The organism is Haloplanus sp. CK5-1 (genome assembly GCF_037201915.1).
GTDB classification, from domain to species: Archaea; Halobacteriota; Halobacteria; order Halobacteriales; family Haloferacaceae; genus Haloplanus; species Haloplanus salilacus.
In genome coordinates, this window is record NZ_CP147505.1 from 603,379 (window position 1) to 628,865 (window position 25,487).

31 protein-coding genes are annotated in these 25,487 nt (G+C 69.1%); 12 read left to right on the forward strand and 19 right to left on the reverse strand.

The window, feature by feature from the left end; genetic code table 11:
- Positions 1–6 precede the first annotated feature (6 nt).
- Together NBT81_RS03150 and NBT81_RS03155 are read right to left on the reverse strand one after the other, a co-directional pair.
- The gene (locus NBT81_RS03150; protein ID WP_338740990.1) at positions 7–1,107 is read right to left on the reverse strand and encodes a DoxX family protein; all 1,101 of its coding nucleotides are present in this window, start codon (positions 1,105–1,107) and stop codon (positions 7–9) included.
- Positions 1,108–1,165: 58 nt separating this feature from the next.
- On the reverse strand, positions 1,166–1,582 hold the full coding sequence (locus NBT81_RS03155; RefSeq protein ID WP_338740991.1) for a DoxX family protein: 417 nt from the start codon (positions 1,580–1,582) through the stop codon (positions 1,166–1,168).
- A 206-nt stretch (positions 1,583–1,788) separates the two neighbouring features.
- Here NBT81_RS03155 and NBT81_RS03160 point away from each other — a divergent pair, with 206 nt between their 5' ends.
- Positions 1,789–2,148 (forward strand): helix-turn-helix domain-containing protein, encoded by a 360-nt coding sequence (locus NBT81_RS03160; protein WP_338740992.1) that lies wholly within the window; start codon positions 1,789–1,791, stop codon positions 2,146–2,148.
- A 52-nt stretch (positions 2,149–2,200) separates the two neighbouring features.
- A complete protein-coding gene (gene hemE / locus NBT81_RS03165) occupies positions 2,201–3,208 on the forward strand; it encodes a uroporphyrinogen decarboxylase (RefSeq protein ID WP_338740993.1) in 1,008 nt (335 codons plus the stop codon).
- On the opposite strand, the gene hemG is transcribed toward hemE, so the two are convergent.
- From hemG to NBT81_RS03180, 3 genes are all read right to left on the reverse strand, one after another.
- Positions 3,198–4,520 carry a protoporphyrinogen oxidase gene (gene hemG, locus NBT81_RS03170; protein WP_338740995.1) on the reverse strand — a complete coding sequence of 441 codons (1,323 nt, stop codon included), beginning with the start codon at positions 4,518–4,520 and terminating at the stop codon, positions 3,198–3,200. The genes hemE and hemG overlap by 11 nt on opposite strands.
- Complete coding sequence (gene hemH, locus NBT81_RS03175) at positions 4,493–5,539, reverse strand: ferrochelatase (protein WP_338740996.1); 1,047 nt, start codon at positions 5,537–5,539, stop codon at positions 4,493–4,495. Before hemH ends, hemG begins: the two co-directional genes overlap by 28 nt.
- An 82-nt stretch (positions 5,540–5,621) precedes the next feature.
- The gene (locus tag NBT81_RS03180) at positions 5,622–6,986 is read right to left on the reverse strand and encodes a PQQ-dependent sugar dehydrogenase (RefSeq protein WP_338740998.1); all 1,365 of its coding nucleotides are present in this window, start codon (positions 6,984–6,986) and stop codon (positions 5,622–5,624) included.
- Between the two features lie 216 nt (positions 6,987–7,202).
- On the opposite strand from NBT81_RS03180, the gene NBT81_RS03185 reads away from it, so the two are divergent.
- Together NBT81_RS03185 and NBT81_RS03190 are read left to right on the forward strand one after the other, a co-directional pair.
- The gene (locus NBT81_RS03185; protein ID WP_338741000.1) at positions 7,203–7,376 is read left to right on the forward strand and encodes a hypothetical protein; all 174 of its coding nucleotides are present in this window, start codon (positions 7,203–7,205) and stop codon (positions 7,374–7,376) included.
- A gap of 104 nt (positions 7,377–7,480) precedes the next feature.
- Positions 7,481–8,320 carry a hypothetical protein gene (locus NBT81_RS03190; protein WP_338741001.1) on the forward strand — a complete coding sequence of 280 codons (840 nt, stop codon included), beginning with the start codon at positions 7,481–7,483 and terminating at the stop codon, positions 8,318–8,320.
- Positions 8,321–8,546: 226 nt separating this feature from the next.
- Here the strand turns inward: NBT81_RS03190 and NBT81_RS03195 are convergent, their stop codons facing one another.
- Genes NBT81_RS03195 through NBT81_RS03210 form a run of 4 tightly spaced genes read right to left on the reverse strand, consistent with a single transcriptional unit; the run spans position 8,547 to position 12,457 of the window.
- Positions 8,547–9,143: a hypothetical protein gene (locus tag NBT81_RS03195; RefSeq protein WP_338741002.1), complete on the reverse strand. Its 597-nt coding sequence runs from the start codon at positions 9,141–9,143 to the stop codon at positions 8,547–8,549.
- A gap of 31 nt (positions 9,144–9,174) precedes the next feature.
- Positions 9,175–10,854 carry a b(o/a)3-type cytochrome-c oxidase subunit 1 gene (locus NBT81_RS03200; RefSeq protein ID WP_338741003.1) on the reverse strand — a complete coding sequence of 560 codons (1,680 nt, stop codon included), beginning with the start codon at positions 10,852–10,854 and terminating at the stop codon, positions 9,175–9,177.
- Positions 10,855–11,361, reverse strand: a complete 507-nt coding sequence (locus NBT81_RS03205; protein WP_338741004.1) for a cytochrome c oxidase subunit II — start codon at positions 11,359–11,361, stop codon at positions 10,855–10,857.
- A 16-nt stretch (positions 11,362–11,377) separates the two neighbouring features.
- The gene (locus NBT81_RS03210) at positions 11,378–12,457 is read right to left on the reverse strand and encodes a halocyanin domain-containing protein (protein WP_338741005.1); all 1,080 of its coding nucleotides are present in this window, start codon (positions 12,455–12,457) and stop codon (positions 11,378–11,380) included.
- 101 nt (positions 12,458–12,558) lie between these two features.
- Here NBT81_RS03210 and NBT81_RS03215 point away from each other — a divergent pair, with 101 nt between their 5' ends.
- The 6 genes from NBT81_RS03215 (at position 12,559) to NBT81_RS03240 (ending at position 17,398) form a co-directional block, all read left to right on the forward strand.
- A complete protein-coding gene (locus NBT81_RS03215; protein ID WP_338741007.1) occupies positions 12,559–12,738 on the forward strand; it encodes a hypothetical protein in 180 nt (59 codons plus the stop codon).
- 3 nt (positions 12,739–12,741) lie between these two features.
- Positions 12,742–13,536: a sulfite exporter TauE/SafE family protein gene (locus tag NBT81_RS03220; RefSeq protein ID WP_338741009.1), complete on the forward strand. Its 795-nt coding sequence runs from the start codon at positions 12,742–12,744 to the stop codon at positions 13,534–13,536.
- Between the two features lie 7 nt (positions 13,537–13,543).
- Positions 13,544–16,054: a cation-translocating P-type ATPase gene (locus NBT81_RS03225; protein WP_338741011.1), complete on the forward strand. Its 2,511-nt coding sequence runs from the start codon at positions 13,544–13,546 to the stop codon at positions 16,052–16,054.
- Between the two features lie 75 nt (positions 16,055–16,129).
- Positions 16,130–16,348, forward strand: a complete 219-nt coding sequence (locus NBT81_RS03230; protein ID WP_338741013.1) for a hypothetical protein — start codon at positions 16,130–16,132, stop codon at positions 16,346–16,348.
- 26 nt (positions 16,349–16,374) lie between these two features.
- Positions 16,375–17,199, forward strand: coding sequence for an MBL fold metallo-hydrolase (locus NBT81_RS03235; protein ID WP_338741014.1), 825 nt, complete (start codon positions 16,375–16,377; stop codon positions 17,197–17,199).
- 22 nt (positions 17,200–17,221) lie between these two features.
- Entirely contained in the window at positions 17,222–17,398 is a 177-nt protein-coding gene (locus tag NBT81_RS03240) for a hypothetical protein (protein ID WP_338741016.1), read from the forward strand.
- Here NBT81_RS03240 and NBT81_RS03245 read toward each other — a convergent pair.
- A complete protein-coding gene (locus NBT81_RS03245) occupies positions 17,391–18,371 on the reverse strand; it encodes a DUF5787 family protein (protein ID WP_338741019.1) in 981 nt (326 codons plus the stop codon). The two genes, NBT81_RS03240 and NBT81_RS03245, sit on opposite strands and share 8 nt — an antisense overlap.
- A gap of 3 nt (positions 18,372–18,374) precedes the next feature.
- Entirely contained in the window at positions 18,375–18,647 is a 273-nt protein-coding gene (locus NBT81_RS03250) for a DUF5808 domain-containing protein (protein WP_338741021.1), read from the reverse strand.
- 158 nt (positions 18,648–18,805) lie between these two features.
- On the opposite strand from NBT81_RS03250, the gene NBT81_RS03255 reads away from it, so the two are divergent.
- Positions 18,806–19,117, forward strand: coding sequence for a hypothetical protein (locus NBT81_RS03255; protein WP_338741023.1), 312 nt, complete (start codon positions 18,806–18,808; stop codon positions 19,115–19,117).
- A 4-nt stretch (positions 19,118–19,121) separates the two neighbouring features.
- On the opposite strand, the gene NBT81_RS03260 is transcribed toward NBT81_RS03255, so the two are convergent.
- The 7 genes from NBT81_RS03260 to NBT81_RS03290 form a co-directional block, all read right to left on the reverse strand.
- Positions 19,122–20,717 carry a bifunctional N(6)-L-threonylcarbamoyladenine synthase/serine/threonine protein kinase gene (locus NBT81_RS03260; protein ID WP_338741024.1) on the reverse strand — a complete coding sequence of 532 codons (1,596 nt, stop codon included), beginning with the start codon at positions 20,715–20,717 and terminating at the stop codon, positions 19,122–19,124.
- Between the two features lie 76 nt (positions 20,718–20,793).
- A complete protein-coding gene (locus NBT81_RS03265; RefSeq protein WP_338741025.1) occupies positions 20,794–21,120 on the reverse strand; it encodes a 30S ribosomal protein S24e in 327 nt (108 codons plus the stop codon).
- A 64-nt stretch (positions 21,121–21,184) separates the two neighbouring features.
- A complete protein-coding gene (locus NBT81_RS03270; protein ID WP_338741027.1) occupies positions 21,185–21,706 on the reverse strand; it encodes a GTP-dependent dephospho-CoA kinase family protein in 522 nt (173 codons plus the stop codon).
- Between the two features lie 2 nt (positions 21,707–21,708).
- Entirely contained in the window at positions 21,709–21,906 is a 198-nt protein-coding gene (spt4, locus tag NBT81_RS03275; RefSeq protein ID WP_338741029.1) for a transcription elongation factor subunit Spt4, read from the reverse strand.
- Positions 21,906–22,478 (reverse strand): DNA-directed RNA polymerase, encoded by a 573-nt coding sequence (locus NBT81_RS03280; RefSeq protein ID WP_338741030.1) that lies wholly within the window; start codon positions 22,476–22,478, stop codon positions 21,906–21,908. The genes spt4 and NBT81_RS03280 overlap by 1 nt, the downstream gene beginning before the upstream one ends.
- Position 22,479: 1 nt before the next feature.
- Positions 22,480–22,845, reverse strand: a complete 366-nt coding sequence (locus NBT81_RS03285; RefSeq protein WP_338741033.1) for a PIN domain-containing protein — start codon at positions 22,843–22,845, stop codon at positions 22,480–22,482.
- A gap of 17 nt (positions 22,846–22,862) precedes the next feature.
- Positions 22,863–24,095 (reverse strand): translation initiation factor IF-2 subunit gamma, encoded by a 1,233-nt coding sequence (locus tag NBT81_RS03290; RefSeq protein ID WP_338741034.1) that lies wholly within the window; start codon positions 24,093–24,095, stop codon positions 22,863–22,865.
- 181 nt (positions 24,096–24,276) lie between these two features.
- Between NBT81_RS03290 and NBT81_RS03295 the strand changes: the two genes are divergently transcribed.
- Complete coding sequence (locus tag NBT81_RS03295) at positions 24,277–24,912, forward strand: non-canonical purine NTP pyrophosphatase (protein WP_338741035.1); 636 nt, start codon at positions 24,277–24,279, stop codon at positions 24,910–24,912.
- On the opposite strand, the gene NBT81_RS03300 is transcribed toward NBT81_RS03295, so the two are convergent.
- Positions 24,913–25,386: a DUF7384 family protein gene (locus NBT81_RS03300; RefSeq protein WP_338741037.1), complete on the reverse strand. Its 474-nt coding sequence runs from the start codon at positions 25,384–25,386 to the stop codon at positions 24,913–24,915.
- Positions 25,387–25,487: the final 101 nt, after the last annotated feature.

Below are 25,487 nucleotides of genomic sequence, written 5' to 3' on the forward strand. Positions count from 1 at the left end.
GTGGGCTCAGTCGGTCGGCGTAGCCGCGGCGTCGACGTGGCCCGCGGTGCTGAACCGCGCACGGAGGGCGGGGATCACCGATCGGTCGATAGCGAGGGGCCCACTTCCCGTGATCAACAGGGCCGAGGTGAGTCCGAACAGGGTGACGTGGGCGAGCACCGGGTCGTCCGGAAGCCCGAAGAGCGTGGTGGTGAGGATGAGAAAGCCGGCGCCGGCGGCGCTCCGGGTGAAGGTGCCGGTCAGGATGCAAAGTCCCACGACGAGTTCGCCCAGACCAGCCCCGAACACCCACATCTCCGGGGCGACCGGGAGGACGGCCGTGAGGCCGTACTTCTCGACGACTTGGAGCGACTGTCCGGGGTTGAGCCACTTCTGGGTCACGCCGAGGTAGGCGAAGTTGAACCCGAGAAAGACGCGGATGAGCAGGGGTGCGACGCCCTTCTCGACACCGGCTTTCGAGAGGAGGCCCGGGACGGTCGGGGCGTCTCGGAACCGGCTCATGATCGTCCCGTCGGTGAGGACCAGCCGACGCAGGAGGAGGTCGGCGCTCGGCTGTCCCGGTCCGACGACGAGGATGCCGAGGAAGCCGGCGACGTACTCGGAGGCGAGCAGGAGCGTCGGGAACTGCGTCGCCAACCCGACGGCGTAGACGACGAGTCCCGCCCCCGCCGCCAGTCGCGTCGCCAACCCGAACAGCAGGAGGAAGGCGAGGGTGATCTGGACGAGACGCGCCTCGACCGGCACGCTCGGGGTGAAGAAGTACCCCCCGAAGCCGGCCCCCATGAGCGGGAGTCCGGTGGCGAGTCGCAACAGCCAGCCGAGATACGGCTGGTAGGACCGGAGCGTCCGCCGGATCACCGTCACGTCCCGGAGGTGGTCGCCGTAGCGGAGCCACCCGGCCGTCGCGACGCCCACACCGACGCCGCCGGCGACGAGGAGCGCGACGTTCAGCGGCTCCGAAAGGACGGCCAGCAGGAACTCGACGACGTCCACCGGATCACCCGACCCCTCGGTGACGTAGTCGACGTGTGCGGCCACCGGTCGCGAGGCGACCAGTGTGAGGGCGAGTACACCTGTCGCGACGCGACGAAACCAGTCGGTCTTCACGGTCGCTCTACGGGGACACCGCGGTTAAAAATTCGGCTCCGCGCAGTTTCGGCCGTCGCTACAGACCGACGTTCGCCGCCAGCGGCCACGTCTCGCTCGCGAGAACGAGGAAGGCGAGCGAGCCACCGAGCAGTGCGACGTTCTTCAGGAAGTTGTTGAACTCGTTTTGGTACTGCTCTTCGGGTGCGTTCCAGAAGTCGTGCATCGTCGGCGTGGCGACGACGAAGAAGACCGCGAGTGCGCCGGCCGCGATCGTCGGGTAGACGCCGAGGACGATGCCGAGACCGCCGAACAGCAAGAGCCCCCCCGACATGGGGATGCCGAGCGACGCGGCGGGGATACCCTTGGCCTCCGCGTAGCCGATCATCGCCTCCGCGTCCGCGAAGTGGTTCAGCCCGGTGAAGGCGAGCACCGCCCCGAAGAGGACGCGAGCCAACAGGAAGACGACGCCGCCGCCCGCGGTGTCGAAGACCATCAGGCGACCTCCGTCGTCGGTGGGGTCGGTCGAAGCGATCCGTCGTCGTGGTGATCGTCCGTCATCGACTGCCGCTACGCCGCGCGACGATATATGTGTTATCTGACATCCGCGTCACCGGGTGACGCGGGTGTTACCGGTGCGGTAGCGTTTCGTTACCTGGTTCGTATCGAAATCCCTAACCTCCCGGCAGTCGTCGTCCGGGTATGTCGAATCAGACCGGCGGCAACGCCGACGCCGACACGTGTTACGTCATCGATTCGCTCGAACAGATCGGCTCGCAGTGGCGACTGGCCGTCCTGCACGACCTGCAGGACGGGGAGAAGCGGTTCAACGAACTCAAGCGCTCGACCGGTGCGAGTTCGCGGACGCTCTCCCGAGTCGTCGACGACCTCCAGGAGATGGGTTTCGTCGACCGCCGCCTCGAGGAGGACGCGCCGGTCGCGACGTACTACTCGCTCACCGAGAAGGGGCGGTCGCTCTGTCCGGTGTTCGACGCCATCGGCGACTGGGCACGCGAGTGGGTCGCCGACCCCGAGGCGGAGTTCGACGAACAGCCAGCCTGACACCCTCGCTTCGATGCGACATACTTAGCCGGCCTCGGTCCAACCCTTGCCCATGACGCACCTCCTCGTCCGCGCCGCCCGGGGCGAACGGACCGAGCGCCCGCCCGTGTGGTTGATGCGACAGGCCGGCCGCCACATCCCCGAATACCGGGAGATCCGCTCGGAGTACAGTTTCCGCGAGGCCATCGAGACGCCCGAGGTTGCCAAACGCATCACGCTCCTCCCGTGGGACCTGTACGAACCGGACGGCCTGGTCATGTTCTCCGATATCCTGACCGTCCTCGAACCCCTCGGCTTCGACTATCACGTCGAGAGCGGCGTCGGTCCGGTCGTCGAGAACCCGGTCGAGGGGCCCGGAGACGCGGAGCGCCCCCGTGGATCGGTCGAGACCGACCTCGACTTCGTCGGCTCCCTCTTGGACGAACTCGTCGCGGACGTCGGCGACGAGACGGCCATCGTCGGCTTCGCGGGTGGCCCCTTCACGCTCGCTTCCTACGCCGTCGCGGGCGGTGCGTCGCGGAACCACGGACCGGTACGGCGGTTCCGCGCCCGCCATCCCGAGGCGTTCCGGACGCTCCTCGCCGCGTTCGCCGACGTCGTCCGGGAGTATCTGGAGTATCAGGCCGACCACGGCGCGGACGTCGTCCAACTGTTCGATACGTACGCGGGCGTGCTCTCGCCGGCCGACTACCGCGAGTTCGTCCTTCCCCTCCACCGGGAGATCCTCGCCGACCTCTCGGTCCCCTCCATCGTCTTCGTTCGCAACATGGCCGGCCGCCTCGACAGCCTCGAACGCACCGGCGCGGACGTGGTCGGTCTCGACTGGACCGTCGACATGGCCGACGCGCGGGCCGAACTCGGCGACCGACCGGTGCAGGGGAACCTCGATCCGCAGTATCTCTTCGGCTCGCCGGAGTTCGTCCGCGAACGGACGGGCGAGGTGATCGACGCCGCCGGGCCGCGTGGACACATCCTCAACCTCGGCCACGGCGTCCACCGCGACACGCCGGTAGAGTCCGTGCGGGCCTTCGTCGAGACGGCGAAGTCGATCAGCCGGTAGCCTCTGCGACGGCCCGGCCGGTCCCCGACTCGGACGCGAACCGCTCGGCGAGGCGCTTCCCCTCCCTGACTCGTGCCGGGACGCCCATCCGTCCGGCGTAGTTCGACGCGAGCGTGATTCCTTCGGGAAGGTCGACCGCCTCCATCGCCGTCCACGACCCGTCGTAGGCGGGGATCCCCCGCCGATGTCGGGTGACGTTTATCACCTCGGCCGGCGCGCCCAGCACCGACTCGAACTCCTCGCGGGCGATACGGCCGATCTCCGTCTCGGAGCGATCCACCAGCCCCGGGTCGCTCATCCCGCCGAGGAAGCAGGTGTAGACGCCGTCGCGGTCGAACAGGCTGGCGTTCCACGTCACGCCGAGGGTCCGCAGCGACTCGTCGTGACGAACTTGGTAGCCGTAGCCCGCGGGGTCGGCGTCGGAGACGAGGTGGACGTACGCCAGCGGGTTGTAGTAGAGTCGCCGGAGCGCGCGGGCGCTCTCGGGGTCGACCTCGGACAGCAGGCCGGCGGTCACGTCCGCCCGCGCGGTGAGGACCACGCGGTCGACGGCGTGGCTCCCGCCGGCGGTGTCGAGTCGGTAGCCGTCGCCGGCGGCCGCGATCCCGTCGACCGGCGTCTCCAACTCCACCCGTTCGGCGTTGTGGTCGTAGAGCGCACGGGGGAGTTGGGCCATCCCGTCGTCGAACGACACCGGCGGCTGGCGCTCTTTCCCGTCGAGTCGACGGCGAACGGCCGCGCGGACGAGACTCCCCGACCGCTCCATCCGACTGACCGTCCGCAGCGCGTACTTCCCCGGCATCTCGGCCGGGTCGGAACCGTAGATGCCGCCGAACAGGGGTTCGATCACGTTGTGGTACGCCTCCCGGCCGAACTTCCGGACGAAGTAGTCGGCGGCCGTCTCGTCGTCGCGGGCCCCGTCGGTCAGCGGTTCGGCGAGCATCCGGAGTTTCCCGCGGGCCGAGAGGAGGTCCGTCGACAGGAACTCCCGGGGTGAGAACGGCACCTGCCGGAGCCGACCGTCGGCGTACACGTACAGCGGGAGGTCGGTGTCGGCGGTTCGGACGTCGTCTTCGATCCCGCAGGCCTCGATCAGCGACTCTATCTCCGGCGTCAACCGCGTGCGCTGTGGCCCGTGTTCGAGCACCCGGCCGTCGACCGTCGTCGACCGGATGACGCCACCGGGCTCCGCCGACGCCTCGAACGCGACGGCGTCGACGCCGCGCTCCCGGAGGTGGTGTGTGAGCGCGAGCCCCGTGATCCCCGCGCCGACGACGCCGACGGTCATGTCTCGTGGGGGGCGTTCAGGCACACCGTTCCGGGCTCGTCGCGGCACTCACACTGGTGGAGACCGGCGTACTCCGGATCGTACCCCGCCACGAGCGGTTCGACCAGGTCCGCGAGCGCGCCGACGAACCGCTCGTCGTCGTACGGGACGGGGACGCGGTGGAACTCCAGGCCGCGCTCCTCGGCCTCCTCCCGGAGCTCGACGTCGAGTTCCGACAGCGTCTCGCTCTGTTCGTGCATGAAGCTCACCGGTTCGACGACGACGCGGTCGGCCTCGACCGCCTCGATAACCTCCTCCACGTCGGGGTCGGTCCACTCCACGTCGCGGTTCTCGTGGTTCTGGTAGCCGAGTTCGTAGTCGTCGACGTCGAGCGCCGTCGCCACCACGTCACAGAACTCCTCGACGTACTCCACGTACCGGCTCCCCTCGTCGAGGTAGTACTGGGGCGTGCCGTGTGCGGAGAAGACGAGTCGGGTGCCGTCCCCGAGCGAGAGGTCGTTGTCGTCGAGATAGTTGCGGATGTTGTCGATGCGGACCCGGTTGTACGCAGGATGCTTGTGCCAGCCGGTCACGGCCTCGACGGGGACGTCCCACGCCGCCTCGTCGAGGGCCTCGTCGAGTTCGTCCAGCGACTGGACGGTGGTCGACGGACCACACAGCGGGTAGATCGGCAGGCCGATCAGCCGGTCGACGCCGTCCTCGCGGGCGGCCTCGATTGCGTCCGTGATGAACGGGTCGGTGTACTGCATCCCGTAGTACGTCTCGACGTCGTACCCCCGCCCCTCGACCTCCTCGGCGAGCATCGTCGCCTGCGTCGTCGCGTGGTCGATCAGTGGGGAGCCGCCGATCTCGTCGTACTCCTCCATGAGGCCGGGCGCGCGGCGCTTGGCCAGTTCCCGTGCCCGCTCCCGGGCCGCCTCCTCGCTCGTCTCGCCCTCGATGGACATGTTCGCCATGAAGATGCGCTCCAGATAGTCGAGGACGACGTCTCTTCGACCCTCCGACGGCTCACCGAAGTTGAGCAGGACGATTCCGGTTGTCATACGCTTCGCCTAGGGGGAGGTCGATACAAAACCTGTCGGTCGTCACGACGATCCGAAGTTCGACCCCACGATTTATCAACGGTCACCCGCCGAGTCGGTGGAGCGCGCCGGTCGTCCCAGTCGGCTCCGACCGTTCGCTCGACAGGACGTAGAGGCGGCCGTCCGGGTCCCGACCGAACCCGCGGACGATTCGCCCGACGTCCCGGACGGCGACCGTCGAGAGTGGCCAGCGGCCGTCCGCCGTCGGGTCGGCCACGAACAGGCGACCGTCGGCCCGTCGGTCGGCGAAGACGTACCGTCCGTCCAGCGGGTCGATCGACCCGCGATACCGGTAGCCGCCGACGACGGCGACGCCGGTCGGCGTGTCGGTCGCCGCTCTCCCCGGATGCGGATACTCCACGACCGGATCACGGAGGCGCTCGCCCGAGAGCGTGTGACTCGGACAGCCGGTCGGTTCATCGGTCGGTGCCGAGGGATCGAAACAGTGTGTCGCCTCGTGAACGTTCCAGCCGTAGTTCCCGCCCCGTGTCACGCGGTTCACCTCCTCGTAGCGACTCCCGCCCGCGTCCGCGACGAGGAGGACCTCGCCGTCGACCGAGAGGTCCCGCGGGTCGCGAAACCCCCACGCCCACTGCTCGTCGAAGCCGCGCCGACCGACCAGCGGGTTGTCCGCCGGGACGGCGTAGCCGTCGCCCCACTCGCTCACCGTCCCAGCCGTCGCCGACGGGTCGGCGTCGACGTCGACCCGGAGGACGCTCCCGAGGAGGTTGGTCGTCAGGTCCTGTCCGTTGCCACCGCGGGTCCGCTCGTACCAGTCCTCGGCGTGGCCCCGTCCCACGTCGCCACCGCCACCACCGTCCCCGATGCCGACGTAGAGGCGGTCGTCCGGCCCGAATCCGAGTGCGCCACCGTTGTGGTTCGACTGTGGCTGTGGGACCGCCAGCAGCAAGCGCTCCTCGCCGACCTCGTCGGTCTCCGGATCGAGACGGACCTCGGACAGGACGGACGTGTGGGAGTATCCCGCCGGCGTCGACTCGCCGGCCGGTCCGCTGTACCGGACGAACAGCCGTCCGGTGGCCGCGAACTCGGGGTGGGTCGCCATTCCGAGGAGGCCCCGTGTCTCCCCTTCCTCTTCGAGGGCGACGATCCGATCCGAGAGGTCGAGAACCGGGCGCTCGCGGTCGCCTCGGTACACTTGCCCCGGCTGATCGGCGACGTACCGTCGGTCGATCCCCGCCGGCATCGCCACGTCCGTCGGTGCGGTAAACCCCGTCGCGACCGGGGTGGTTCCGACCCCTGCCGAATCGGGCGACCTCACCGGCGTGTCCGTCGGCCCGTCGTCGGTCGCGGTGGGCGTCGTCCCGCCGTCGCTCCCGCACCCGGCGAGGGCAGTCAGGAGGATACCCCCCGCTCGACGCAGGAACCGGCGACGGCCCTGCCCCGTCATTCCCCGGTCGAACCGCCGTTCGGTCGGGGTCGTGTCGCTCGGTGCACGATCGTACGTGCGTCGCGACCGGTGTAGTCCCTTCGGCGGTCGGGATCGACCGCCGGCCGGGTCGACGCCAGAACGTCTCGGGGCGGCACCCCGACGGGTCGGCCGTTCTCGCGTGGCTCCCTCGGTATGCTCCGGATACCTATATCCGATGGGGGACGAGGAGGCCGTGTGTCTTCCGAGTCGACGACCGACGCGCGGGACGGTGAATCGGAGCGGATGGGGACCGCGGCCGCCATCGAGACCCAACTGATCGCGGCGCTCGAGGGGGCGGAGGATCGGGAGATTCGCTATCACCTCCGCCAGGCACTCCAACTCGTCGAGGCGCTCGACGACCCCGAGTGATGCCGTCGGTCACCCCCCGATTCGAGGGCCGACTCACGGCAGACGGCGCGAGTCGCCGTCGACAGTTAGTAATCGTTATACGCGGGGTGAACTAGGCCCCACGTATGCAACGACGCGCTGTAGCGATCTACGTCGCGTTATTCGTGGTTCTCGGCGCGGCGTCGTACTCGCTTATCGCGACGGCCAGTGCGCCGACGGTCACGTTCGAAAACCCCGATCACAGCCTCTCCGAGGGCGACCGGATCACGGTCGACGACCGCCAGTACACCGTCTCGTCGATCACGGCGGAGACGTCCGAGGGAGAGGTCACCCGCTCGGGTGAACTGAGTTGGACCAACGACTCCGCGCGCTACACCCAGACGTGGGAGCACAACGCCACCGTCACGTACCAAGACGAGGAGTACCGCGTCCTCGTCGCCGAGGGCGACGACCCCTCGACGTTCCGACTGCAGGAGGAGCTCAATCGCACCGCCATCTTACAGGAAGACGACACCGTGAACGACGAGACGGTCACCGTGAACGGCACGGAGTACGTCGTCCGTGAGGAGGGCGACAGCCGGACGCTGATCCCGTCGAGCGAGTACTTCCCCGAACCGTCCTCGACCGAGTACGGCGAGGGCGATACCATCCAGTACCAGGGCAACGCAACGACGGTCAGTAGCGTCACCGGCGACGGCGCGACGCTCGCGTGGACCGGATCGAAGACCAACACCGTCGGTGTCGACCACAACGCGAACGTCACCGTGAACGGGCAGACGTACTTCGCCCACTTCCCCGACAATAGCACGCTCGTCCTCGAAGCCGACTACGGCGCCTACGAGCGCCAGACTCAGGAGATCGACCGATACGAGAACCACGTCAACGGGCTCTGGGGTGTCTCGATCGTGAGCTTCGCCACGGCCGTCATGCTGCTCGGCATGGCGTACATGCCCTCGCGGTACTGACGACGCGGCGTCCCTTTCTCCGTACCCTCTCGCTACGACGGCTTCGTCTCGGCGGGACCGTCGGCCAACCGGCGTCTTTCCGTCCCCGGAGTGGGCGCTCCGTCGCGGGTGCCTATCGCTCGACCGACCACGAGGAGAGTGACGACGGGCGTGCGAAGCCGACAGGCGGGAGGAAGAACGGCATCAGTCGGACGACGGACGTCCCGCAACGCCGCTCGCGCGAGGGCTATCCGCCCTGTACCGGGATCTTCGCCAGTTCGACGAGCCGTTCGATCGTCTCGACCGAGCCATCGTCCTCCGGGTAGACGAGTGCCACCACCTCGACGGCGTCGGGCGTCGACCCGGCGGGGATCGACCACTCGCCGGTGACGGTTCGGCTCTCTTCCGGCGGCACTCGATCGGTGCTCGTCCGGCCGCTGATCGATCGCCCGTCGCGGAGGACGACGCTGAGCAACTGGAACTCGTAGTCCGTCTCCCCGCCGTTGGTCACGTCGACGGTGAGCGAGAGCGACCACCGGTCGCCCTCGGCCTCCCGCAGGGTCGCCTCGGTGAGCGTCTCGGTGCGGTCCGTCGTCGGGAGGAGGTCGTCGCCGACGCCGACCGCGTCCGACTCCGGCGTGGGCGTCCCCGTGTCGGTCGTGTCCTCGGGATTGTCGTCGCCGGCGAACTGCTGCCGGAAGAGTTCGAAAAACGTCGCCCCTTCGATGACGAGTGGGACGCCGATGGCGAACCCGACCAAGAGACGGATCAGTGTCCGCTTCGAGATGGCTCCGTCCTCGGTGTCGGTGTCGGTGGTCGGCGTGTCGTCGGTGTCGTCGGTCACGAGTGAGTGGTGTCGCGTGTGTTCGGACGTGTCAGACCGGGATCGGTGGGCTCCCCGGAGTCAGGAGACCGTCACCGACCAGCGCCCAGAGCGGCAGGCCGTACGCGAGGACGATCAGCAGGATGGCGACGGCGGTCCACAGTTTCAGGTTGTCGAGGATGCGGGGACTGTGCTCCGGTCCGGACAGCGGTGTGGGGATGGCGCTGTTGACTCGGATGGTGTCGGTGCCGTCGCCGCCGAACCACGTCCCGACGATGACGATCAGGAAGAGGACGAGCGCGACGAACAGCAGCGTCCCCCCGACGGCGATCTGGATACGCATCTCGCTGACGCCGCCGACGACTCCTTGGAACGTCACGCTATCGTACTGTGGTTCGGCGGTCCGGCGCGGCACGCCGGCGAGGCCGGCGCGGTGCATCGCGTTCGACATCAGGGTCATACCGACGAACCACAGGTACGGCTGGACTGTCGCGAGCGACCGGAACCGCAGGCGGTTGCCGGTGATCTGGGGGAACAGCCAGTAGCCCGCCGCCATGAACGTGAGCGCCGACGCGGTGCCGACGGTGAGGTGGAAGTGCCCCGGCACCCACAGCGTGTTGTGGATGAGGTAGTTGATGTTCATGCCCGCGTTGATCATGCCGGAGAAGCCGCCGGCGGCGAACATGAGACCGGCGAGCGCGCAGCCGGCGAACGCGGGTTCGTCCCACGGGAGTTTCCGCAGCCAGCCGAGCCGCCCCTCACCACCGCGCTGTCGCGCGCCGTGTTCCATGCTGGCGACGACGGTGAAGGCAGTGAGCAGGCTCGGCAACAGCAGGAACATGGTGTTCGTCATCGCGATGAACTTGAACCCCTCCGGGATGCCGGGGTCGGTGTACTGGTGGTGGAAGCCGACCGGCGTCGAGAGGAGGAGAAAGAGGACGAACACCACGCGTGCGAGCGGGTCGCTGAACAGCCGACCGCCCGAGAGTTTCGGCAGGACGGTGTACCAGATGAAGTAGGCCGGCATGAGCCAGAAGTAGACGACCGGGTGGCCGAAGTACCAGAACAGCGTCCGCGTGAGCAGGGGGTCGACCTGTTCGATGAGGCCGAGCGACCACGGCAGGAGGAAGAAGATGACCTCGACGGCGACGCCGGCCGAGGAGATGTACCACATCAGCATCGTCGTCAGCACCATGAACGTCTGGAGCGGGATGCGCTCGTCGGGGTTGTCGCCCCGCCACCGCCAGTAGGTGCGGAACCAGTCGAGGCCGGCGAGCCACGACCCGACGATGAACAGCGTGAGGCCCGTGTAGAAGGCCGGGTGTGCCTGCATCGGGGCGTAGAACGTGTAGAGCACGTCTGCGTTCATCGGTATCGACGGCACTACGCCGCCCAGGATGGCCGCCGCAGCCATCACGGCCCCGACGAGCATCAGCCCGAACCACGTCATCGCGAACCGTGCGCTCGGCAGGGAGCGGTCGAGGCTCCGTGTGACGCCCCAAGTGAACATTCCACAGAGCGCAAACGTCGTGAATACGAGCGCCAGGAGGACGCCGTGGCCGGTCAGCACCGTGTAGTAGTCCGCGGAACTGACGAACCCACGGAAGACGTCCGTTCGATGGAGCGCCTGTATCATGCCGAACAGGCCGCCGACCCCGAGTGCGGCGAAGGCGACGGCCATGTTCCAGCGAACGATGCGTGCGTCGGTCGGGAAGTCGTCGACGTATGCCATTTAGCTACCCTCCGTGTCGTATTCGTCCTCGGGCACGACCACGAGTTGGCCGGCCATGGTGTGGTGGGCGGCCCCACAGTACTCGTGACAGACGATGCCGTACTCCGCCGGCTCGTCGAACCTGACGGTGACCTCGGCGACCTGCCCCGGGATCACCATCACGTTGACGTTGGTACCGGCCACCTCGAAGCCGTGTGTCACGTCGGCGCTGGTGACGTAGAACGTCACTTCGGAGTTGGCCGGCACCCGGATCGGCTCCGAGGTTCCCGGTTCGAACAGGAACTGTCGAGCGACGACGTGCACCTCGTACTCATTCTCACCGACACGCTCGACACCGGGGTCGGCGAACTCCGTCTCGTCGAGCGATCCGGCGTCGATCGTTCCGCCGGAGTCGTCGACCATCTTCACGCCCGGGCCAACCGCCCCGTACGTAACCGTCGCGATAAGCCCGACGATCAACAGTAGTGCGGCTGCGGTCCATATCTTCTCGTAGCGATGGATTTCCATATCTCGTCACCTCCAGTTAGCCGATCACCGTCGGTCCGCCGCCGAGGAACTCGACGAAGTACATGAACACCCACAGCAGGCTGATGATCGCGACGTAGATCACGATCAGGGTCGCCGTGCCGGTCGGATCGAACTCGTCGTGGCCGAGTTCCCGGATCACGGCCGACTCGAACACCGACTCCGACGGGGTGCGTTCGGCCGCCGTCGGCGTCGTCGCGGAGTCGCCCGTGGTCGTGAACTGGTCGTAGTTCGCGAACACCCACGCGGTGACGCCGAGGACGGCAACCAGCGCGGCGACGACGGCACCGCCGACGAGTCGGAAGGCGAACGTGAGCGCCGGCGACGTACCGCCGCTGCCCGCGGAGTCACCTCCGCCCCCGCTGCCACTGCCGCTGCCGCTGTCGCTTCCGCCCCCGCTGCCGCCGCCACCACCGCCACCCTCGCCACCGACGACGACCGCCCCCTTCATGCCGAGGGCGAGGTGGGGCTGGCAGTAGTATTTGTACACCCCCTCGGTCTCGAAGGTGCGCTCGTGGGTGAACCCGCTGTTCTCGATCGCCTCGACGCCGCTCCAGTCTGATTCCGACGGTCCCTCCTCGATAAGCACGTTGTGGGTGTCGGAGACCCACTCGAACGTGATGGTCGTTCCGGGGTCGACCCTGACCGCGGCCGGCGCGAAGGCGTACGGTCCCCCGTTGCCATCGGCTCCGACCTCGACCGTCACCGCGTCCTGTCCGGTCCGGTCGACGGTCCCGTCGAAGTTTTGCGTTTCCCCGCCCGACTCGCTGCCGAACCAGCCGCCGTAGTCGACGCCGTTCTGTGCGGCGGCGGTGTTCGCGCTGGCGCCGACACCGACGGCGGCGGCCGCGCTCCCGACCGCCGTCCGGAGCGCCCCGCGGCGCGTCATCGTTCCGTCGTCGGGGTCGGTGTCCGATCGCGCCGGACTCGTCCCCGTCTCCCGTCGTCGCTCGGTTCGCGCGTGGTCGGATGGCGGCGGACCGTCCGTCGCTGGCACGTCCGGGTCGCTCGGTCGTCCCCCGACGTCACCCCCGCGTGACGAGTCAGCTTGCCGTTCGTTCCCGTCGACTGACGCCATACGTCCGACGACGCCACGGTGTCCATATAATACGCCGGACCGATTTTCACGCCGCTGGAATAACGGTGACACCTATTAGGACGCCGACCGGCCCATGCAGTATGGTTTCGGTTCAGCACGTGCCGATCGTCGGGTTGCTCGCACTGCTCCCCGTCGCAGTGTACGCACTCTCGGTCGAGGCGATCGTGGTGGTGGCGCTCCTCAACGTCGTCCTCATCTCCGCGAGCGTGTACACGATGTTCCTCCCCAGCGAGGCGACCGTCAAGGCCACGTCCGCGTAAGCGATGATTCCGCTTTCCGGTCCGGGTACCGGTGCAGCGGCGGCGGCAGCGAGCGATCCCGGGCTGCTGGTGTTTCTGGCCATCGGTGTGTTGGGCGGCGCGCACTGCCTCGGGATGTGTGGACCGCTCGTCACGCTGTACGCGGATCGACTGGGTTCGGAGGCCGACCGTGTCAGCCCCGTCGACGTCCGTCAACATCTGCTGTTCAACGCCGGCCGAACCCTCAGCTACGCCGCCATCGGCGCGCTCATGGGGGCGCTCGGGGCGGTCCTCTTCGACGTCGCCGCCGTCGCCACTCTCGCGACCGACGTCCGGGGCATTACGGGCATCCTCGCCGGCGGCTTCATCGTGTTCACCGGCGCGGGCTATCTCCTCCGTGGCACCGTCGGACACGGCGTCTCGATTCCCCTCGTCGGTGACGCGTTCCCCCGGGTGTACGCCGCCGTGACGACCCGCGTCGACACGTGGGTCGGCGGCCCTCGAATCCTCGCTCTCGGTGCGCTCCACGGATTCCTCCCCTGTCCCCTGCTCTATCCCGCCTTCCTCTACGCCTTCGCGGTCGGGTCACCGATCCGCGGGGCCGTCTCGCTCGCCGTCCTCGGCGTCGGAACCGTCCCGACGCTGCTCGCCTACGGGACCGTCTTCCAGTCGCTCGGAACGGGGAGTCGGGTGAGCCTCCACCGCGCCCTCGGCATCGCCTTCGTGGTGCTCGGGTACCTGCCGCTGGCACACGGGTTGATGCTCCTCGGGATTCACATCCCACACCCCCCGATCCCCGTCTACCAACCCCTCGGCTGACCCAACCATGCCCTGTCACCTCTGTGATCTGCCGACGCCGGACCCGCCCGTCACCGACGAGGACGTCGAGGGGACGTTCTGCTGTCGTGGCTGTCTGGAGGTGACGCGGGCGCTCGACGCGGACGACGTCGACGTCGACCCGGATCGGGTGCAGGCGTCGCTGGACGCGGACACGACCGACGATACTCCGACCGTCGACGACGTGGCCGCCGCCGAGGACGCGGACACCGCCTTCCTCGCCGTCGACGGGATGCACTGTTCGACCTGCGAGGCGTTTCTGGAGGCTCGGGCGACCGACCACGAGGGGGTCCTCGCGGCGTCGGCGTCGTACCCTTCGAACCTCATGCGGGTCGCCTACGATCCGGACCGTGTCGCCGCGACCGACCTCCCGGAGCTGATCGAGGGTGCGGGCTATCGCGCCCGCCGCGCCGAGGACGCGGCGGCTGCCGACGATCCGACCGCAGACCGGGAGGACGACACCACCGAGACGATCGGTCGCCTGATCATCGGTGGCTTCTTCGGCATGATGACGATGGCGTGGTACGCCCTCTTTCTCTACCCCGTCTACCTCGGTGTCGACCCCGACGCACTCCTGTTCGACGTCCACGGTCCGGCCGGGCGATACCTCCTCTGGAACGTGTGGGTGATGACGAGCGTCGTCCTCGGCTACACGGGGTTCCCGATCCTTCGGGGAGCGTACGTCAGCCTGCTGGCCCGGCGACCGAACATGGACCTGTTGGTCGCACTCGCGGCCGGGACCGCGTACGTCTACAGTACGCTGACGCTCCTCCTCGGGGGGACGGAGGTGTACTTCGACATCACGACGGTCGTCGTGCTGGTGGTGACGGTCGGGGGGTACTACGAGACACGACTGAAGTCGCGGGCCGCCGGCCAGTTGACGGAACTCACGGAGAACCGGGTCGACGAGGCGACCCGGCGCACCCCGGACGGCGAGGAGACGGTCCCCCTAGACGCGGTGTCGGCGGGCGACGAGCTCGTCGTCGGGACGGGGGATCGGGTGCCGGTCGACGGTCGCGTGGTCGAGGGGACCGCGGCGGTCGACGAGTCGCTCGTCACCGGCGAGTCGATCCCCGTCCGTCGGTCGCCGGGTGACGACGTGATCGGTGGCGGCCTGCTCACCGAGGGCGGTATCGTCGTCGAGGCGGCGGCCGAGGCGACGAGCACGCTCGACCGACTGGTGGCCCACCTCTGGCGCGTCCGCAGTTCGCAGTCGGGCGTCCAGCGACTCGCCGACCGCCTCGCGGCCGTCTTCGTCCCCGTCGTCGTCCTCCTGGCCGCCGCCGCAGTCGTCGCCCACCTCGCTCTCGGAGCGACGCCGACCGCCGCCCTCCTGACCGGACTGGCCGTCCTCGTCGTCTCTTGCCCCTGCGCGCTCGGTCTGGCGACGCCTCTCGCCGTCGCCGCGGGCGTCCGGGAGGCCCTCGACGCGGGCGTCGTCATCACCGACGGCGACGTGTTCGAGCGAGCGACCGACGCCGACGTGGTCGCGTTCGACAAGACGGGGACGCTGACCACCGGCGAGATGCGCCTCCACGACGCCCGCGGCGACGAGGAAGCCATCGCCCGCGCCGCGGCCGTCGAGACGTTCGCCGACCACCCGATGGGTCGGGCCATCGTCGAGGCGGTCGACCCCCCGGACCTGCCCGTCTCGGCGTTCGAGCGCCACCCGGGTCGAGGGGTGAGTGGGGTGGTTGGCGAGGAGCCACGGTCCTCGGGCACAGGCGAGGAGCCACGGTCCTCGGACACGGGCGACCGGGTGACCGTCGGCCGCGCCGACCTGTTCGAGGACTGTACGGTCCCCGACCGCTACCGCGAGCGGTACGAACGCGCAGTCGAGGCGGGACGCGTCGCGGCGTACGTCGGCTGGGACGGGGCGGTGCGGGGCATCCTCGTCGCCGGCGACCGACCGCGGCCGGAGTGGGAGTCGGTCGTCTCGGCCGTCGGTCGTGAGGTCGACCGGGTAGTCGTCCTCACGGGCGACGGCGAAGCGGCGGCGGCGCGGTTCCGTGACCACCCTGCGGTCGACGACGTCTTCGCCGAACTGCCGCCGGCGGCGAAGGCGACGACCGTCGACCGACTCCGGGCCGACGGGACGACGGTGATGATCGGTGACGGGAGCAACGACGCCCCGGCGCTCGCGGCCGCCGATCTGGGCATCTCGCTGGAGAGTGGCACTCGACTCGCAGCCGACGCCGCCGACGCCGTCGTCACGACCGACGATCTGACGACCGTCCCCGAGGTGTTCGACCTGACCGCGGCGACGAAACGACGCATCCGGCAGAACCTGGGGTGGGCGTTCGTCTACAACGCCGTCGCGATTCCGGTCGCGCTGATCGGCGCGCTCAACCCCCTCGTCGCGGCCGTCGCGATGGCCGCGAGCAGCCTGCTCGTCGTGGCGAACTCGTCTCGGGGGTTCGGGTCGAGCGAGTCCGCTCCCGACGTGTCGGGCGACGACCCCATCGAGTCCCCCGCGGTCGCCGCCGACGGCGGGGCGTGACGGCTCGTCGGATCACTCAAACCGTCGCTTGTGCTTTGCCCGGGCTTTTGTGTCCGGCGACCGAACGCTGGAGTGATGCCCTCCGTCCGTTCCGCGTCGCTCGCCGCCCGCGCCGGGACTGCGACCCGTGCGCTCGCCTTCTGGGCCGCCGTCGCGCTCCCCGTCCCGGCTCTCGGCCTCATCGCCGTCGGTGCCGACCTGTGGGTCGTCTTCGCCCTCCTCGCGTGTAACGCCGTGGCGCTGGTCGTCGGCCACGACTACCGCTCTCGCCCCCGCCCGAACCGCGACCACTAAGACCGACGGGCGGCAATCCCGACCGAATGCGCGTCACGCTACTCGGAACGGGGGACACGACGGGGACGCCGACCGTCGGCTGTGACTGTGCCACCTGTCGACGGGCCCGCGACCGCGGCGTCGAGCGCTCCCGGTTCTCCGTCCACGTGACCAACGAGCGGACCGGCGAGTCGCTACTGGTGGACTGCAGTCCCGACTTCCGCCACCAGTTTCTCACTCACGACGTACCGCTTCCGGACGCCGCGCTGGTGACACACATCCACTTCGACCACCTCGACGGTCTGGGCAACGCCTACCGCGTGTTCGACGACCTGCCCGTCCACGCCGCGAACGAGGTCGATCCGGTCACCGGGGAGAGTGTCGCCGACACGATCCGCCGGAAGTACGACTACCTCGACCGGGTGCGCGTCCACGACCACGTCCCGACCGAGCCCTTCCGCGTCTGCGGGCTCGACGTGCGCTTCGTCCCGGTCGATCACCCACCGCTCCTGTGTTACGGCGTCGTGATCGAGGATCCCGAGACGGGTGCGAGGTGTTCGCTCACGGGCGACACCAGTTACGCCGTTCCCGACGCGTCGCGGGCGGCGCTGTCCGACGCCGACCTCCTGCTGGCCGACGCCATCGTTCCTGCGTCGTCCTGCGAGCACCACCCGCTCGGCGGGAGCCACCACGACGCCGACGGCGTCCCCCGCACCTTCGGGTCGAAACACATGACCCGCGAGGGGGCACTCGACCTGGCGGCGGACCTCGACGCCGGCCGGACGCGGCTGGTCCACCTCGCGCACTTCTACCCCGCCGACGAGGCGTTCGACGACCCGCTGGCGGTCGACGGCGAGCAGTACGAACTTTAAGCCTCGCTGCCCACCCGCCCGTATGACGCACGTCTCCGCGCTCGGCCGCGGCGCGGCGAGCGGTTTCGCCGGCATTCTCGTCTGGGCCGCCGTCTCCTTGCTCTTCCTCGGCGTCCCGGACCCCCGTCGCGCCGCGGTCGCCGGCCTCGCCGTGGCCGTCGCCGTGGCCGTCGCGACCGAACTCGCCAGCCTCAGGTGAACCGGTCCAGCCCGGCCTGTCGGCGCGCCACGCCCGCCGGGTCCGCCACCCACGGCGTCCGCGCGTCCCGCAGTCCCTCGGGGTCCACCGTCGGCGCGCCGCCGGGTTCGTAGGCCGGACAGTCCTCGCTGCAGTCGCTCGCCGGGTCGACGGTTCGGTCGAAGGTAGTGCAGTAGGGTCGGCCGTCGTCGGTCGGCCGCATCGACGCACACGCCGGGTAGTCGTCTGCGCTGGGCCGCCACCCCTTGCCGTAGGCGCGTTCGGCGATCGCGCGCCGTTTTCGCGCCTTCGCCTCGGGGGACGCGAAGGCGACGTCCGTCCGGAGGGGTCGCTCGTCGACGCGTTCGACGCCCGTCCCACCGGGATCGATCGGCGTCGGGTCGCGGACGACCGTCAGTCGGCGATCCGTGGATCGATCTTCTCCCGCCACGAACCGCCAGACCCCCACGTGGTCGGGGATGCGGTTCAGGTGTGCGCCGGTGACGTAGCTCTCCGTCGCGAGGATCACGGCGTCGAAGAGGCCGAGCGACACGTCGCGGCGCAACTGCCGCTGGAGGTCACCCGGCCGCCCGAGATCGGGTTTGTTCTCGATGCCGATCAGACGGTCGAACCAGTCGGGATACCGGGTCGTCGCGCGGACGTGACGGCGACTCCCGCGGCGTTCCGCCTCGAAGAAGCCGACGTCGACGGCGCGGTCGGTGACCCGCCGGGCGACGGCGGGCGGGAAGTCGAGGGCGTCGACGGGATCGACCGCACGGCCGGGTCCCACGTCGCCCTCGACGGCACGGGGTGGGATGGTCTCGCTCGTGATCGCCGCCCGGCGGTCGAACTCGTCGCCGGGGACCACCCCGCAGACGTCGACGACGCGCGATCCGGGGTCGGCGACCGAAGCGCCGAGTTGCCGACCCAGTACCCAGTCGCGACTGCGTTCGAGGTGAGAACACAGCGCCAGTTCGAACGCGTACTCCGACACCGCTCAGTCGTCGACGACGACTTCCACCGGTTCGTCGTCGTCGACCGTCTCGATGCCGCCGTCGTCGCCCTCCTGCCAGAGCAGGACACCCGCCACGAGGACGACGATCCAGGACCGCCAGTTCGCCAGGTTCAGCGTGTAGCCGATGCCGAAGGGCTTCTCGACGACCATCCCCTCGCCGGGCTTCCAGTGGGCGGAGAGCAGTCGTCCGAGGCTCGGCCGTTCGAAGTTGTACGGGATTCCGAGGATCGATCCGGACTGCGGTTTGTCGGCCATGCTGACACCGTACGGTTTCGTTGGATAAATCGTTTCGGCTCACGGCGGCGCGTCCACCGCCGAACCGTTACACGACCGATCCCCCGTATCGTTCATTATCTACCGTTCTGGACGCTCTGCCGCCAGTATTATCCCTCTCGGTGACGTAGGTGTCGATAATGTCTTCCCCTCCCGTTCCGTCGCAGTCGGCCGGCAACGACGCACCCGACGGCCGCAAGTCGACGCTGTTCTGTCCGGACTGTGGCCACGCCAGTCCCGCCGACGGGGACTGGGACGTTCGAACCGTAGCCAGCCGCCGACGGCTTCGCTGTCCCGAGTGTCGGTGTGTGATCGACCGCCGCGACGCGGGGCGCGTTCCGGCACGCGCCCGTCCCTTCGGCGCACCCGCCCGGTGGTGTGCCGACGCCTGGTCGCGGTGTCTGTCCGCGTGGTCGACGCTCGTCGTCGGCCGTCGGTCGGCCGACTGCTGACGGTTTACTGGTACCGGCCCCGACCCTCTATCTCTCTGAGTCGGGACAGGACGGCGTCGTCACCGGCGTCGGCGTAGCCGGCCTCGAATGCCGACAGCACCGTGCCTGGGTCGTCGGCGGTGCCACGGACGCTCCCACCGAAGACGTGACAGTCCATCGCGTGGTCCTCGACGTGCCCGCTGTGGTAGCCGAGGCCGAAGTCGATGAGGAACAGGCGGTCCGTTCCGATCCGGACGTTCCGGACCGTCGGGTCGCCGTGGACGACGCCCGCGCGGTGGAGCGTCGCGAGGTGGTCGCCGACGGCCCGTGCGTGGGCGGGTGAGAGGTCGGCCGCGAGGTCGCGGTCGCCGACCCGGGAGAGCGTGAGCGTCGCGTCGGCCACGTCGACGTCGTAGACGACGGGCGTCGGCACCCCGTGGCGGCGCGCTTCGCTCGTGAGGCGGGCCTCGGCGACCGTCCGCTCGCGACGCAGTCTCGCGTCGAGGTCGGGGTGGCGGTACGCCTTCGGCAGGCGTCGCTTGACGACGCGGTCGTCCGCGACGGTGACGACCGCCTCCGCCCCCTGTCGTTCGGCGGTGTCGACGGCCCCCACCGAGACCGACTCCTCGGCGTGCCACGTCACGGGCACCTCGTCGGGCCGGTAGTTCGGGTCGATCGCCGACTCGTCGATTCCGATCGTCTCGCCCGCGGCCAACATCTTCCCGCCGAGAACCGCGATCATCCCCGCGTTGTCCCGCAGGTAGCGTGGGTCGGGCGCGTAGAACTCGGCCCCGCGTTCCTCGCACATCGCCGCCAGCATCCCACGCAAGCGCTCGTTCTGACCGACGCCCCCGCCGAGGACGAGTTCGTCCGCACCGGTCAGCGACAGCGCCCGCTCCGAGACTTCGGTAAGCATCGCGAAGGTCGTCTCCTGTAACGAGAAGCAGACGTCCTCGACGGGCGTGCCGTCGTCGTAGGCGCCCTTGGCGGCGCTCATCAGGCCCGAAAAGGAGAAGTCCATCCCCTTGACCACGTAGGGGAGGTCGACGTACTCGCCCCCCTTCGCGGCCTCCTCCACCTTGGGGCCACCGGGGTGGGACCAGCCGACGTGCCGGGTGAACTTGTCGATGGCGTTGCCGACGCCGGTGTCCATCGTCTCGCCCAAGACGCGGTACCGGCCGCCGTGGTAACCGAGCAAGTGGGCGTTGGCGCCGCTGGCGTTCAGACACACCGGCGCGTCGAAGCCGGAGCCGTGGCGACCGATCTCCAGGTGGGCGAGCATGTGGTTGACGCCGACGAGTGGTACGTCGAGCGTCCCCGCGAGGGCACGGGCGGCGGTGCCGACGGTCCGCAGGCAGGGCCCCAGTCCCGGTCCTCGCGAGAAGGCGACGGCGTCGATCGGTCCCTCGGCGCCATCGAGGACCGTCTCGATCACCGCTGGAATCGCCTCGCTCATGTGTTCGGCCGCCTCGCGCGGGTGGAGGCCGCCGCTGTCGGGCTGGTAGGCGTCCGTCTCGACGGTCGGCGCGGCGGCGTCGGAGAAGTCGTCGGGGTCGAACTCGAAGACCGCGGCGCTTGCCGCCCACGCCGTGCCTTCGATGCCGATGATTCGGGTCGTCATCGCACCCGTGTCGGTCGGCCCGCGGGCCGATCACACGCGGCCGTGCGATCGATCCGCGGGACGACGATAGCCACGCTCAGGCCTCTTCGGGGTCGGCGTCCTCCGCGTCGGCGTCCTCGCCGTCCGCGGTGATCTTGTTCCGCTCCAGCATGTGATCCTGTTCGACGTCGCGGGCGTGGTCCGGACTCTCGTACACCTTGGCGTAGCCGATGGTCTTGCGCATCCCGAACTTCGTGTCGAGTTCGTGGACGACGACTTCGGCGGAGTCCTTGTTCAGTTTGGCCGCGAGACTGTCACGAACCGAGAGACGGGACGGGGTCGCCTCGTCGTGTGTGGTCTGGAACCGAACGTCCGTTCGGTGCAACATGGGGTTGTCGTCTTCCTCGATGATATTGATTTCCATCGTTCAGTTACGTGTACGTGGTCCCGAACCGGACAAAAGGATTACGAAGCGGGCGGCGGCCCCGCTACAACAGGGCTAGCGCGGCGTCGGTGTCGCCGGTCATGCGGTCGAGGAGGTCCCGCGCCGTCGCTCGCGTCGACTCGGTGACGGGGACGAGCACCATCCCCTCCCCCGGTTGACCGTAGACGACCGACCCGCCGAGCGGCGTCGCGACGATGGCCGGGAGCGTCGCCAGATCCTCCTCACCGTCGACGCCGACGACCGTCGGATCGTCGGCGGCGAGCGCGGTCACGAGGGCGTCGAGCAAGTCACGGGAGAGGGTTCCCGGCGGGTTGTCGACCTCGATTCCCGGCTCGGGCAGACCCTCGGCGACCGCCTCGTCGACCCGTGCGCGCTCGGTGCGGCCGTCGATCACCGCCACGTCGGGGTGGCGACCGACCCGGATCAGGTGGTAGGTGACCACGTCGCCGACGGCGACGAGGGGGGAGCCGGCCTCGTCGTCGGCGAGGAGGTCCTCGGGGTCGGTGAAGACGCGACCCAGCGGCTCCTTGAACGCTCCCCGGAGGTCGTCGGGGAGTTCGAGCACGGTCAGCGGACCTTCAGCGCGTAGCCGCCGGATTCGGAGACGTTCATCTCCTCGGCGACCGCCGAGCGGTCGGGGTGGGTGACGATGACGTAGCCCGCCCAGTCCTCCGTGAGACTCGACGACCCGCAACTCGCACAGGTCTGTTTGTCGGGTTCGTTGATGTAGTGGCACTCACGGCAGGCGAGGCGGTCCTCGGCCATCAGTTACCCTCCATCTCCGCCTCGCGCTCCTGTCGCTCCTCTTCGAGCCAGCCGTGCTTGCCCAGTCCCGGCTGTTTCGCCGTCAGACCGATCTTGCTGTCCCGAGGGTTGCGCTCGTCGACGCTCTTGGTGACGATTCGCACCCGGACCTCGTCGCCGACGCCGAGGGTTCGGTTGGTCTCCGTCGACGCGAGCTGCTGGTTCTCGCCGTCGTAGGCGAGGTATTCGTCGGAGATCTGGGAGACGTGGAGCAGCCCGTCGACGGGACCGATCCCGACGAACGCGCCGAACTCCACGACTTCGACGACCGTGCCGTCGACGACCTCCTGCATCTGTGGATCGAAGGTGATGGCGTCGAACTCGGCCTCGTAGTAGACGCCGGGTCGGTTGGGGAGGACCGCGCCGTCACCGATGTCGTGGACGTTGACGACGCTCACGACGCTCCCCACCTCCTCGTCCATCCGTCCTTCGAGCTTGTCCTGGAGCAGGCGCTTCACCCGCTCGGGCGTCACGTCGGCCAGGTGCCGCGGGGGCACCTCGACCGTGTCCTTGAGTCGTACCCGTTTGTACATGCTAAGGTTGTGTTATGGTCAGTTTGTTCCGACCCCTTAAACCGATTACCCGAACGTCACGTCCGAGCACGCGGTCCTTGAGGGGGCCGTCGTTCGTCACGACGTAGTCGCAGTCGCCACGGTCGGCGAGTTCGACGAGGGCGTCGTCTGCGTACGATGCGTCGGTCTCCACCACGCGGCACCGCTCGGCCAGGTCCCGTCCCACGCTGGCGGCGGTTGCCTCCTCGCCCGCACCCGTCGCGAGCGAGTCGAGTTCCTCGATCACCGTCGCTGGCGTGACGAACGCGACCGACTCGAGGAGCCGATCGAGTTCGTCGAACACGCGGACGTCACATTCGACGGGCATCATGAGCGCGCTGGTGTCCATTGCGACGGGGTGGCGAGTCACTTGAGGGTGCCGATCCCGATGAGTCGCCACCGCGCACCGACACGGCGGTTGATGGCGATCTGTGCCCCCGCCTCCGCACAGACGGGGCGTTTCAGCGACACCTCACACTCGCCGGATCGGGCGCTCGTCACCGCGCCCACAGTCGTCGCGGTGCCGACGGTGAGCATCAGCGGTTCGCCCGTGGATATCTCCTCGATCTCCTCGCTCTCCTCGCCGACGACCCGATCGAGCAGATCGACGTCCATCTCGAAGGCCTCGTGGGTCGGAGGAAGCGTCCCCGGTTCGCCGGCGACCTGGCCCGCGAGCGCGTCGCCTTTCGTGAGCGCCGGATCGAGACCGGTGCCGACGCCGAGCAGTCCGCCGGGGCGGGCCACGTCGACCGACTGGTTGCCGGCCTGGAGCGACCGCACCTCGGTCGTGATCGGTCGCCACTCGCTCTGTCCCCCTTCCTCGACCTCGCGACCCGGCCGGAGCTCGATCTCCGTGCCGACCTCGAGCGTCCCGTCGACCAGGCTGCCACCGACGACACCGCCCTGGAGGTCCCCCCAGGTCGTCCCCGGCCGGTTGATGTCGAAACTCCGGGCGGCGAACATCCGCGCGGCCTCCTCGGGATCGCGCTCCGGCGTGGGGATCTCCTCCTCGATGGCGCCGATGAGGAGGTCCATGTTCACCTCCTGTTGGGCGCTGATCGGGACGATGGGGGCGTCCTCGGCGACGGTCCCTTCGACGAACGCCTCGATCTCCTCGCGGTTCCGGACCGCACCCTCGCGGTCGACGAGGTCGATCTTGTTCTGGGCGATGACGATGTTGTCGATGCCGATGATGTCGAGTGCCATCAGGTGTTCCTCGGTCTGGGCCTGTGGCACCGGATCGGTCGCGCTCACGACCAGGACGGCCCCGTCCATGAGCGACGCACCGGAGAGCATGGTCGCCATCAGCGTCTCGTGACCGGGCGCGTCGACGAAAGAGACCGTCCGCAACGGTTCGCTCTCCGAGCCGTCCGCACAGGTCTCCTCGACCGTGAACCGGTCGGGGGCGTCGAGGCCGGGGCACGTTCGGAACGTCGCGTCCGCGTAGCCAAGGCGGATCGAGATGCCGCGTTTCATCTCCTCGGAGTGCTGGTCGGTCCACGACCCGCTGAGGGCCTGGACCAACGTCGTCTTGCCGTGATCGACGTGGCCGACGAGGCCGATGTTCACCTCCGGTTGCTGGTGTGTTTCCGTCGCCATTGAGAGTAATCTTGGAGGAATTTCGCTCCCTGCGGGTGATAAACTTGCTGTTTGCCGACGCGGGTTCGCCGTCCGTCACGGTCGCCGACTCGTGTGGTCGGGGGACCGCGTCCGATCGGCCTCGAATCCGGCCTCACGGCCGGACCGACGGCTCTTTGCTCCGACCGATCCATGGCCCGGTGTGCTCCGCTACGTCACCACGAACGCGGGCAAGGTTCGCGAAGCCCGTGAGTACCTCGACGACGGCTCGGTCGCCCAACTCGACTTCGACTACGCCGAGATCCAAGCACCGACGCTGGACCCCATCGCCGCCCACGGGGCTCGCGAGGCGTACCGGCACGCCGACGAACCGGTCCTCGTCGACGACGCGGGCCTGTTCGTCGACGACCTCGACGGCTTCCCCGGTCCCTACTCCTCCTACGTCGAGGAGACGCTCGGGATCGAGCGGGTCGGCGAGTTGGCCCGCGACGCCGGCGGCGGCGACGATGCCCCGGCCCGCGCCGCCTTCCGGTGTGTGCTCGCCTACTGCGACGGCGACCCCTTCGACACCAGCCCCGATCCGGTCGACCGCGGGGACCGCGCCGCCGCGGCCGCGGCGGACGACGGAGGCGACGCCGACGACCTCCCCGTCAAACTCTTCGAGGGTGTCGTCCGCGGACGGATCGTCGACCCCCGCGGCGACGGCGGCTTCGGCTACGATCCGATCTTCGAACACGACGGGACGACGCTCGCGGAGATGAGCGCCGCCGAGAAGAACGCCATCTCGCACCGCGGGCGGGCGCTCGCGAAGTTCGCCGAGTGGTACGCGACGCGGTAGTCACGCCCGCGGATCGCGGTCCGGCCCCGGATACTCGCCGCTCACCACCTCCCGATAGAGGCTCTCGGCGTCGAACAGCGTCGCGAACGCGCGGGGATGACGCACGCTCGTCTCCACGCGCTTCCGGATGTTCGCCCCGGCCGACGCCGACAGCAGGAACTCGTCGAGCGTCAGGAGGTGCATCGCGCCGCCGCGATAGGCGGCGGCGAGCGCTGGCCGATCCTCCGCCGGGTGGTCGACGAGGGTGCACGCCTCCTCGACGCGCGCCCGCCAGTCCCGTGCTAGGTCGTCGTCCCCGAGTTCCCGGATCACCGCCGCCGCCTCGTCGAGGAGGTGGTCGCTGGCGACGAGCGTCACCCACGAGTGTTCGCGGACGTGATCGAGCGCCGCGCGGGCGTCGCCGCCGACGAGCAGATCCACCGCGAGCACGTCCGCGTCGGCGACGACCCGCGCGGGTGAGGGGTCACTCCCCATCGCGGTGGCGCGCCAGCGCGTCGGTCACGTCCGTCTCGGTCCGGTCGTAGCGGTCGGCACGAACGAAGAGGTCGGCCCAAGTCGAGGTCACGGGAGACGCT

Excerpts from the sequence above, each read along its gene's own strand:
- NBT81_RS03155 (WP_338740991.1), bottom strand. The coding sequence starts at position 1,582 with ATGGTCTTCGACACCGCGGGCGGCGGCGTCGTCTTCCTGTTGGCTCGC.
- NBT81_RS03160 (WP_338740992.1), top strand. The coding sequence starts at position 1,789 with ATGTCGAATCAGACCGGCGGCAACGCCGACGCCGACACGTGTTACGTC.
- hemE (WP_338740993.1), top strand. The coding sequence starts at position 2,201 with ATGACGCACCTCCTCGTCCGCGCCGCCCGGGGCGAACGGACCGAGCGC.
- hemH (WP_338740996.1), bottom strand. The coding sequence starts at position 5,539 with ATGACAACCGGAATCGTCCTGCTCAACTTCGGTGAGCCGTCGGAGGGT.
- NBT81_RS03180 (WP_338740998.1), bottom strand. The coding sequence starts at position 6,986 with ATGACGGGGCAGGGCCGTCGCCGGTTCCTGCGTCGAGCGGGGGGTATC.
- NBT81_RS03190 (WP_338741001.1), top strand. The coding sequence starts at position 7,481 with ATGCAACGACGCGCTGTAGCGATCTACGTCGCGTTATTCGTGGTTCTC.
- NBT81_RS03200 (WP_338741003.1), bottom strand. The coding sequence starts at position 10,854 with ATGGCATACGTCGACGACTTCCCGACCGACGCACGCATCGTTCGCTGG.
- NBT81_RS03205 (WP_338741004.1), bottom strand. The coding sequence starts at position 11,361 with ATGGAAATCCATCGCTACGAGAAGATATGGACCGCAGCCGCACTACTG.
- NBT81_RS03210 (WP_338741005.1), bottom strand. The coding sequence starts at position 12,457 with ATGGCGTCAGTCGACGGGAACGAACGGCAAGCTGACTCGTCACGCGGG.
- NBT81_RS03215 (WP_338741007.1), top strand. The coding sequence starts at position 12,559 with ATGGTTTCGGTTCAGCACGTGCCGATCGTCGGGTTGCTCGCACTGCTC.
- NBT81_RS03220 (WP_338741009.1), top strand. The coding sequence starts at position 12,742 with ATGATTCCGCTTTCCGGTCCGGGTACCGGTGCAGCGGCGGCGGCAGCG.
- NBT81_RS03225 (WP_338741011.1), top strand. The coding sequence starts at position 13,544 with ATGCCCTGTCACCTCTGTGATCTGCCGACGCCGGACCCGCCCGTCACC.
- NBT81_RS03230 (WP_338741013.1), top strand. The coding sequence starts at position 16,130 with ATGCCCTCCGTCCGTTCCGCGTCGCTCGCCGCCCGCGCCGGGACTGCG.
- NBT81_RS03235 (WP_338741014.1), top strand. The coding sequence starts at position 16,375 with ATGCGCGTCACGCTACTCGGAACGGGGGACACGACGGGGACGCCGACC.
- NBT81_RS03240 (WP_338741016.1), top strand. The coding sequence starts at position 17,222 with ATGACGCACGTCTCCGCGCTCGGCCGCGGCGCGGCGAGCGGTTTCGCC.
- NBT81_RS03250 (WP_338741021.1), bottom strand. The coding sequence starts at position 18,647 with ATGGCCGACAAACCGCAGTCCGGATCGATCCTCGGAATCCCGTACAAC.
- NBT81_RS03255 (WP_338741023.1), top strand. The coding sequence starts at position 18,806 with ATGTCTTCCCCTCCCGTTCCGTCGCAGTCGGCCGGCAACGACGCACCC.
- NBT81_RS03260 (WP_338741024.1), bottom strand. The coding sequence starts at position 20,717 with ATGACGACCCGAATCATCGGCATCGAAGGCACGGCGTGGGCGGCAAGC.
- NBT81_RS03265 (WP_338741025.1), bottom strand. The coding sequence starts at position 21,120 with ATGGAAATCAATATCATCGAGGAAGACGACAACCCCATGTTGCACCGA.
- spt4 (WP_338741029.1), bottom strand. The coding sequence starts at position 21,906 with ATGGCCGAGGACCGCCTCGCCTGCCGTGAGTGCCACTACATCAACGAA.
- NBT81_RS03280 (WP_338741030.1), bottom strand. The coding sequence starts at position 22,478 with ATGTACAAACGGGTACGACTCAAGGACACGGTCGAGGTGCCCCCGCGG.
- NBT81_RS03285 (WP_338741033.1), bottom strand. The coding sequence starts at position 22,845 with ATGGACACCAGCGCGCTCATGATGCCCGTCGAATGTGACGTCCGCGTG.
- NBT81_RS03290 (WP_338741034.1), bottom strand. The coding sequence starts at position 24,095 with ATGGCGACGGAAACACACCAGCAACCGGAGGTGAACATCGGCCTCGTC.
- NBT81_RS03300 (WP_338741037.1), bottom strand. The coding sequence starts at position 25,386 with ATGGGGAGTGACCCCTCACCCGCGCGGGTCGTCGCCGACGCGGACGTG.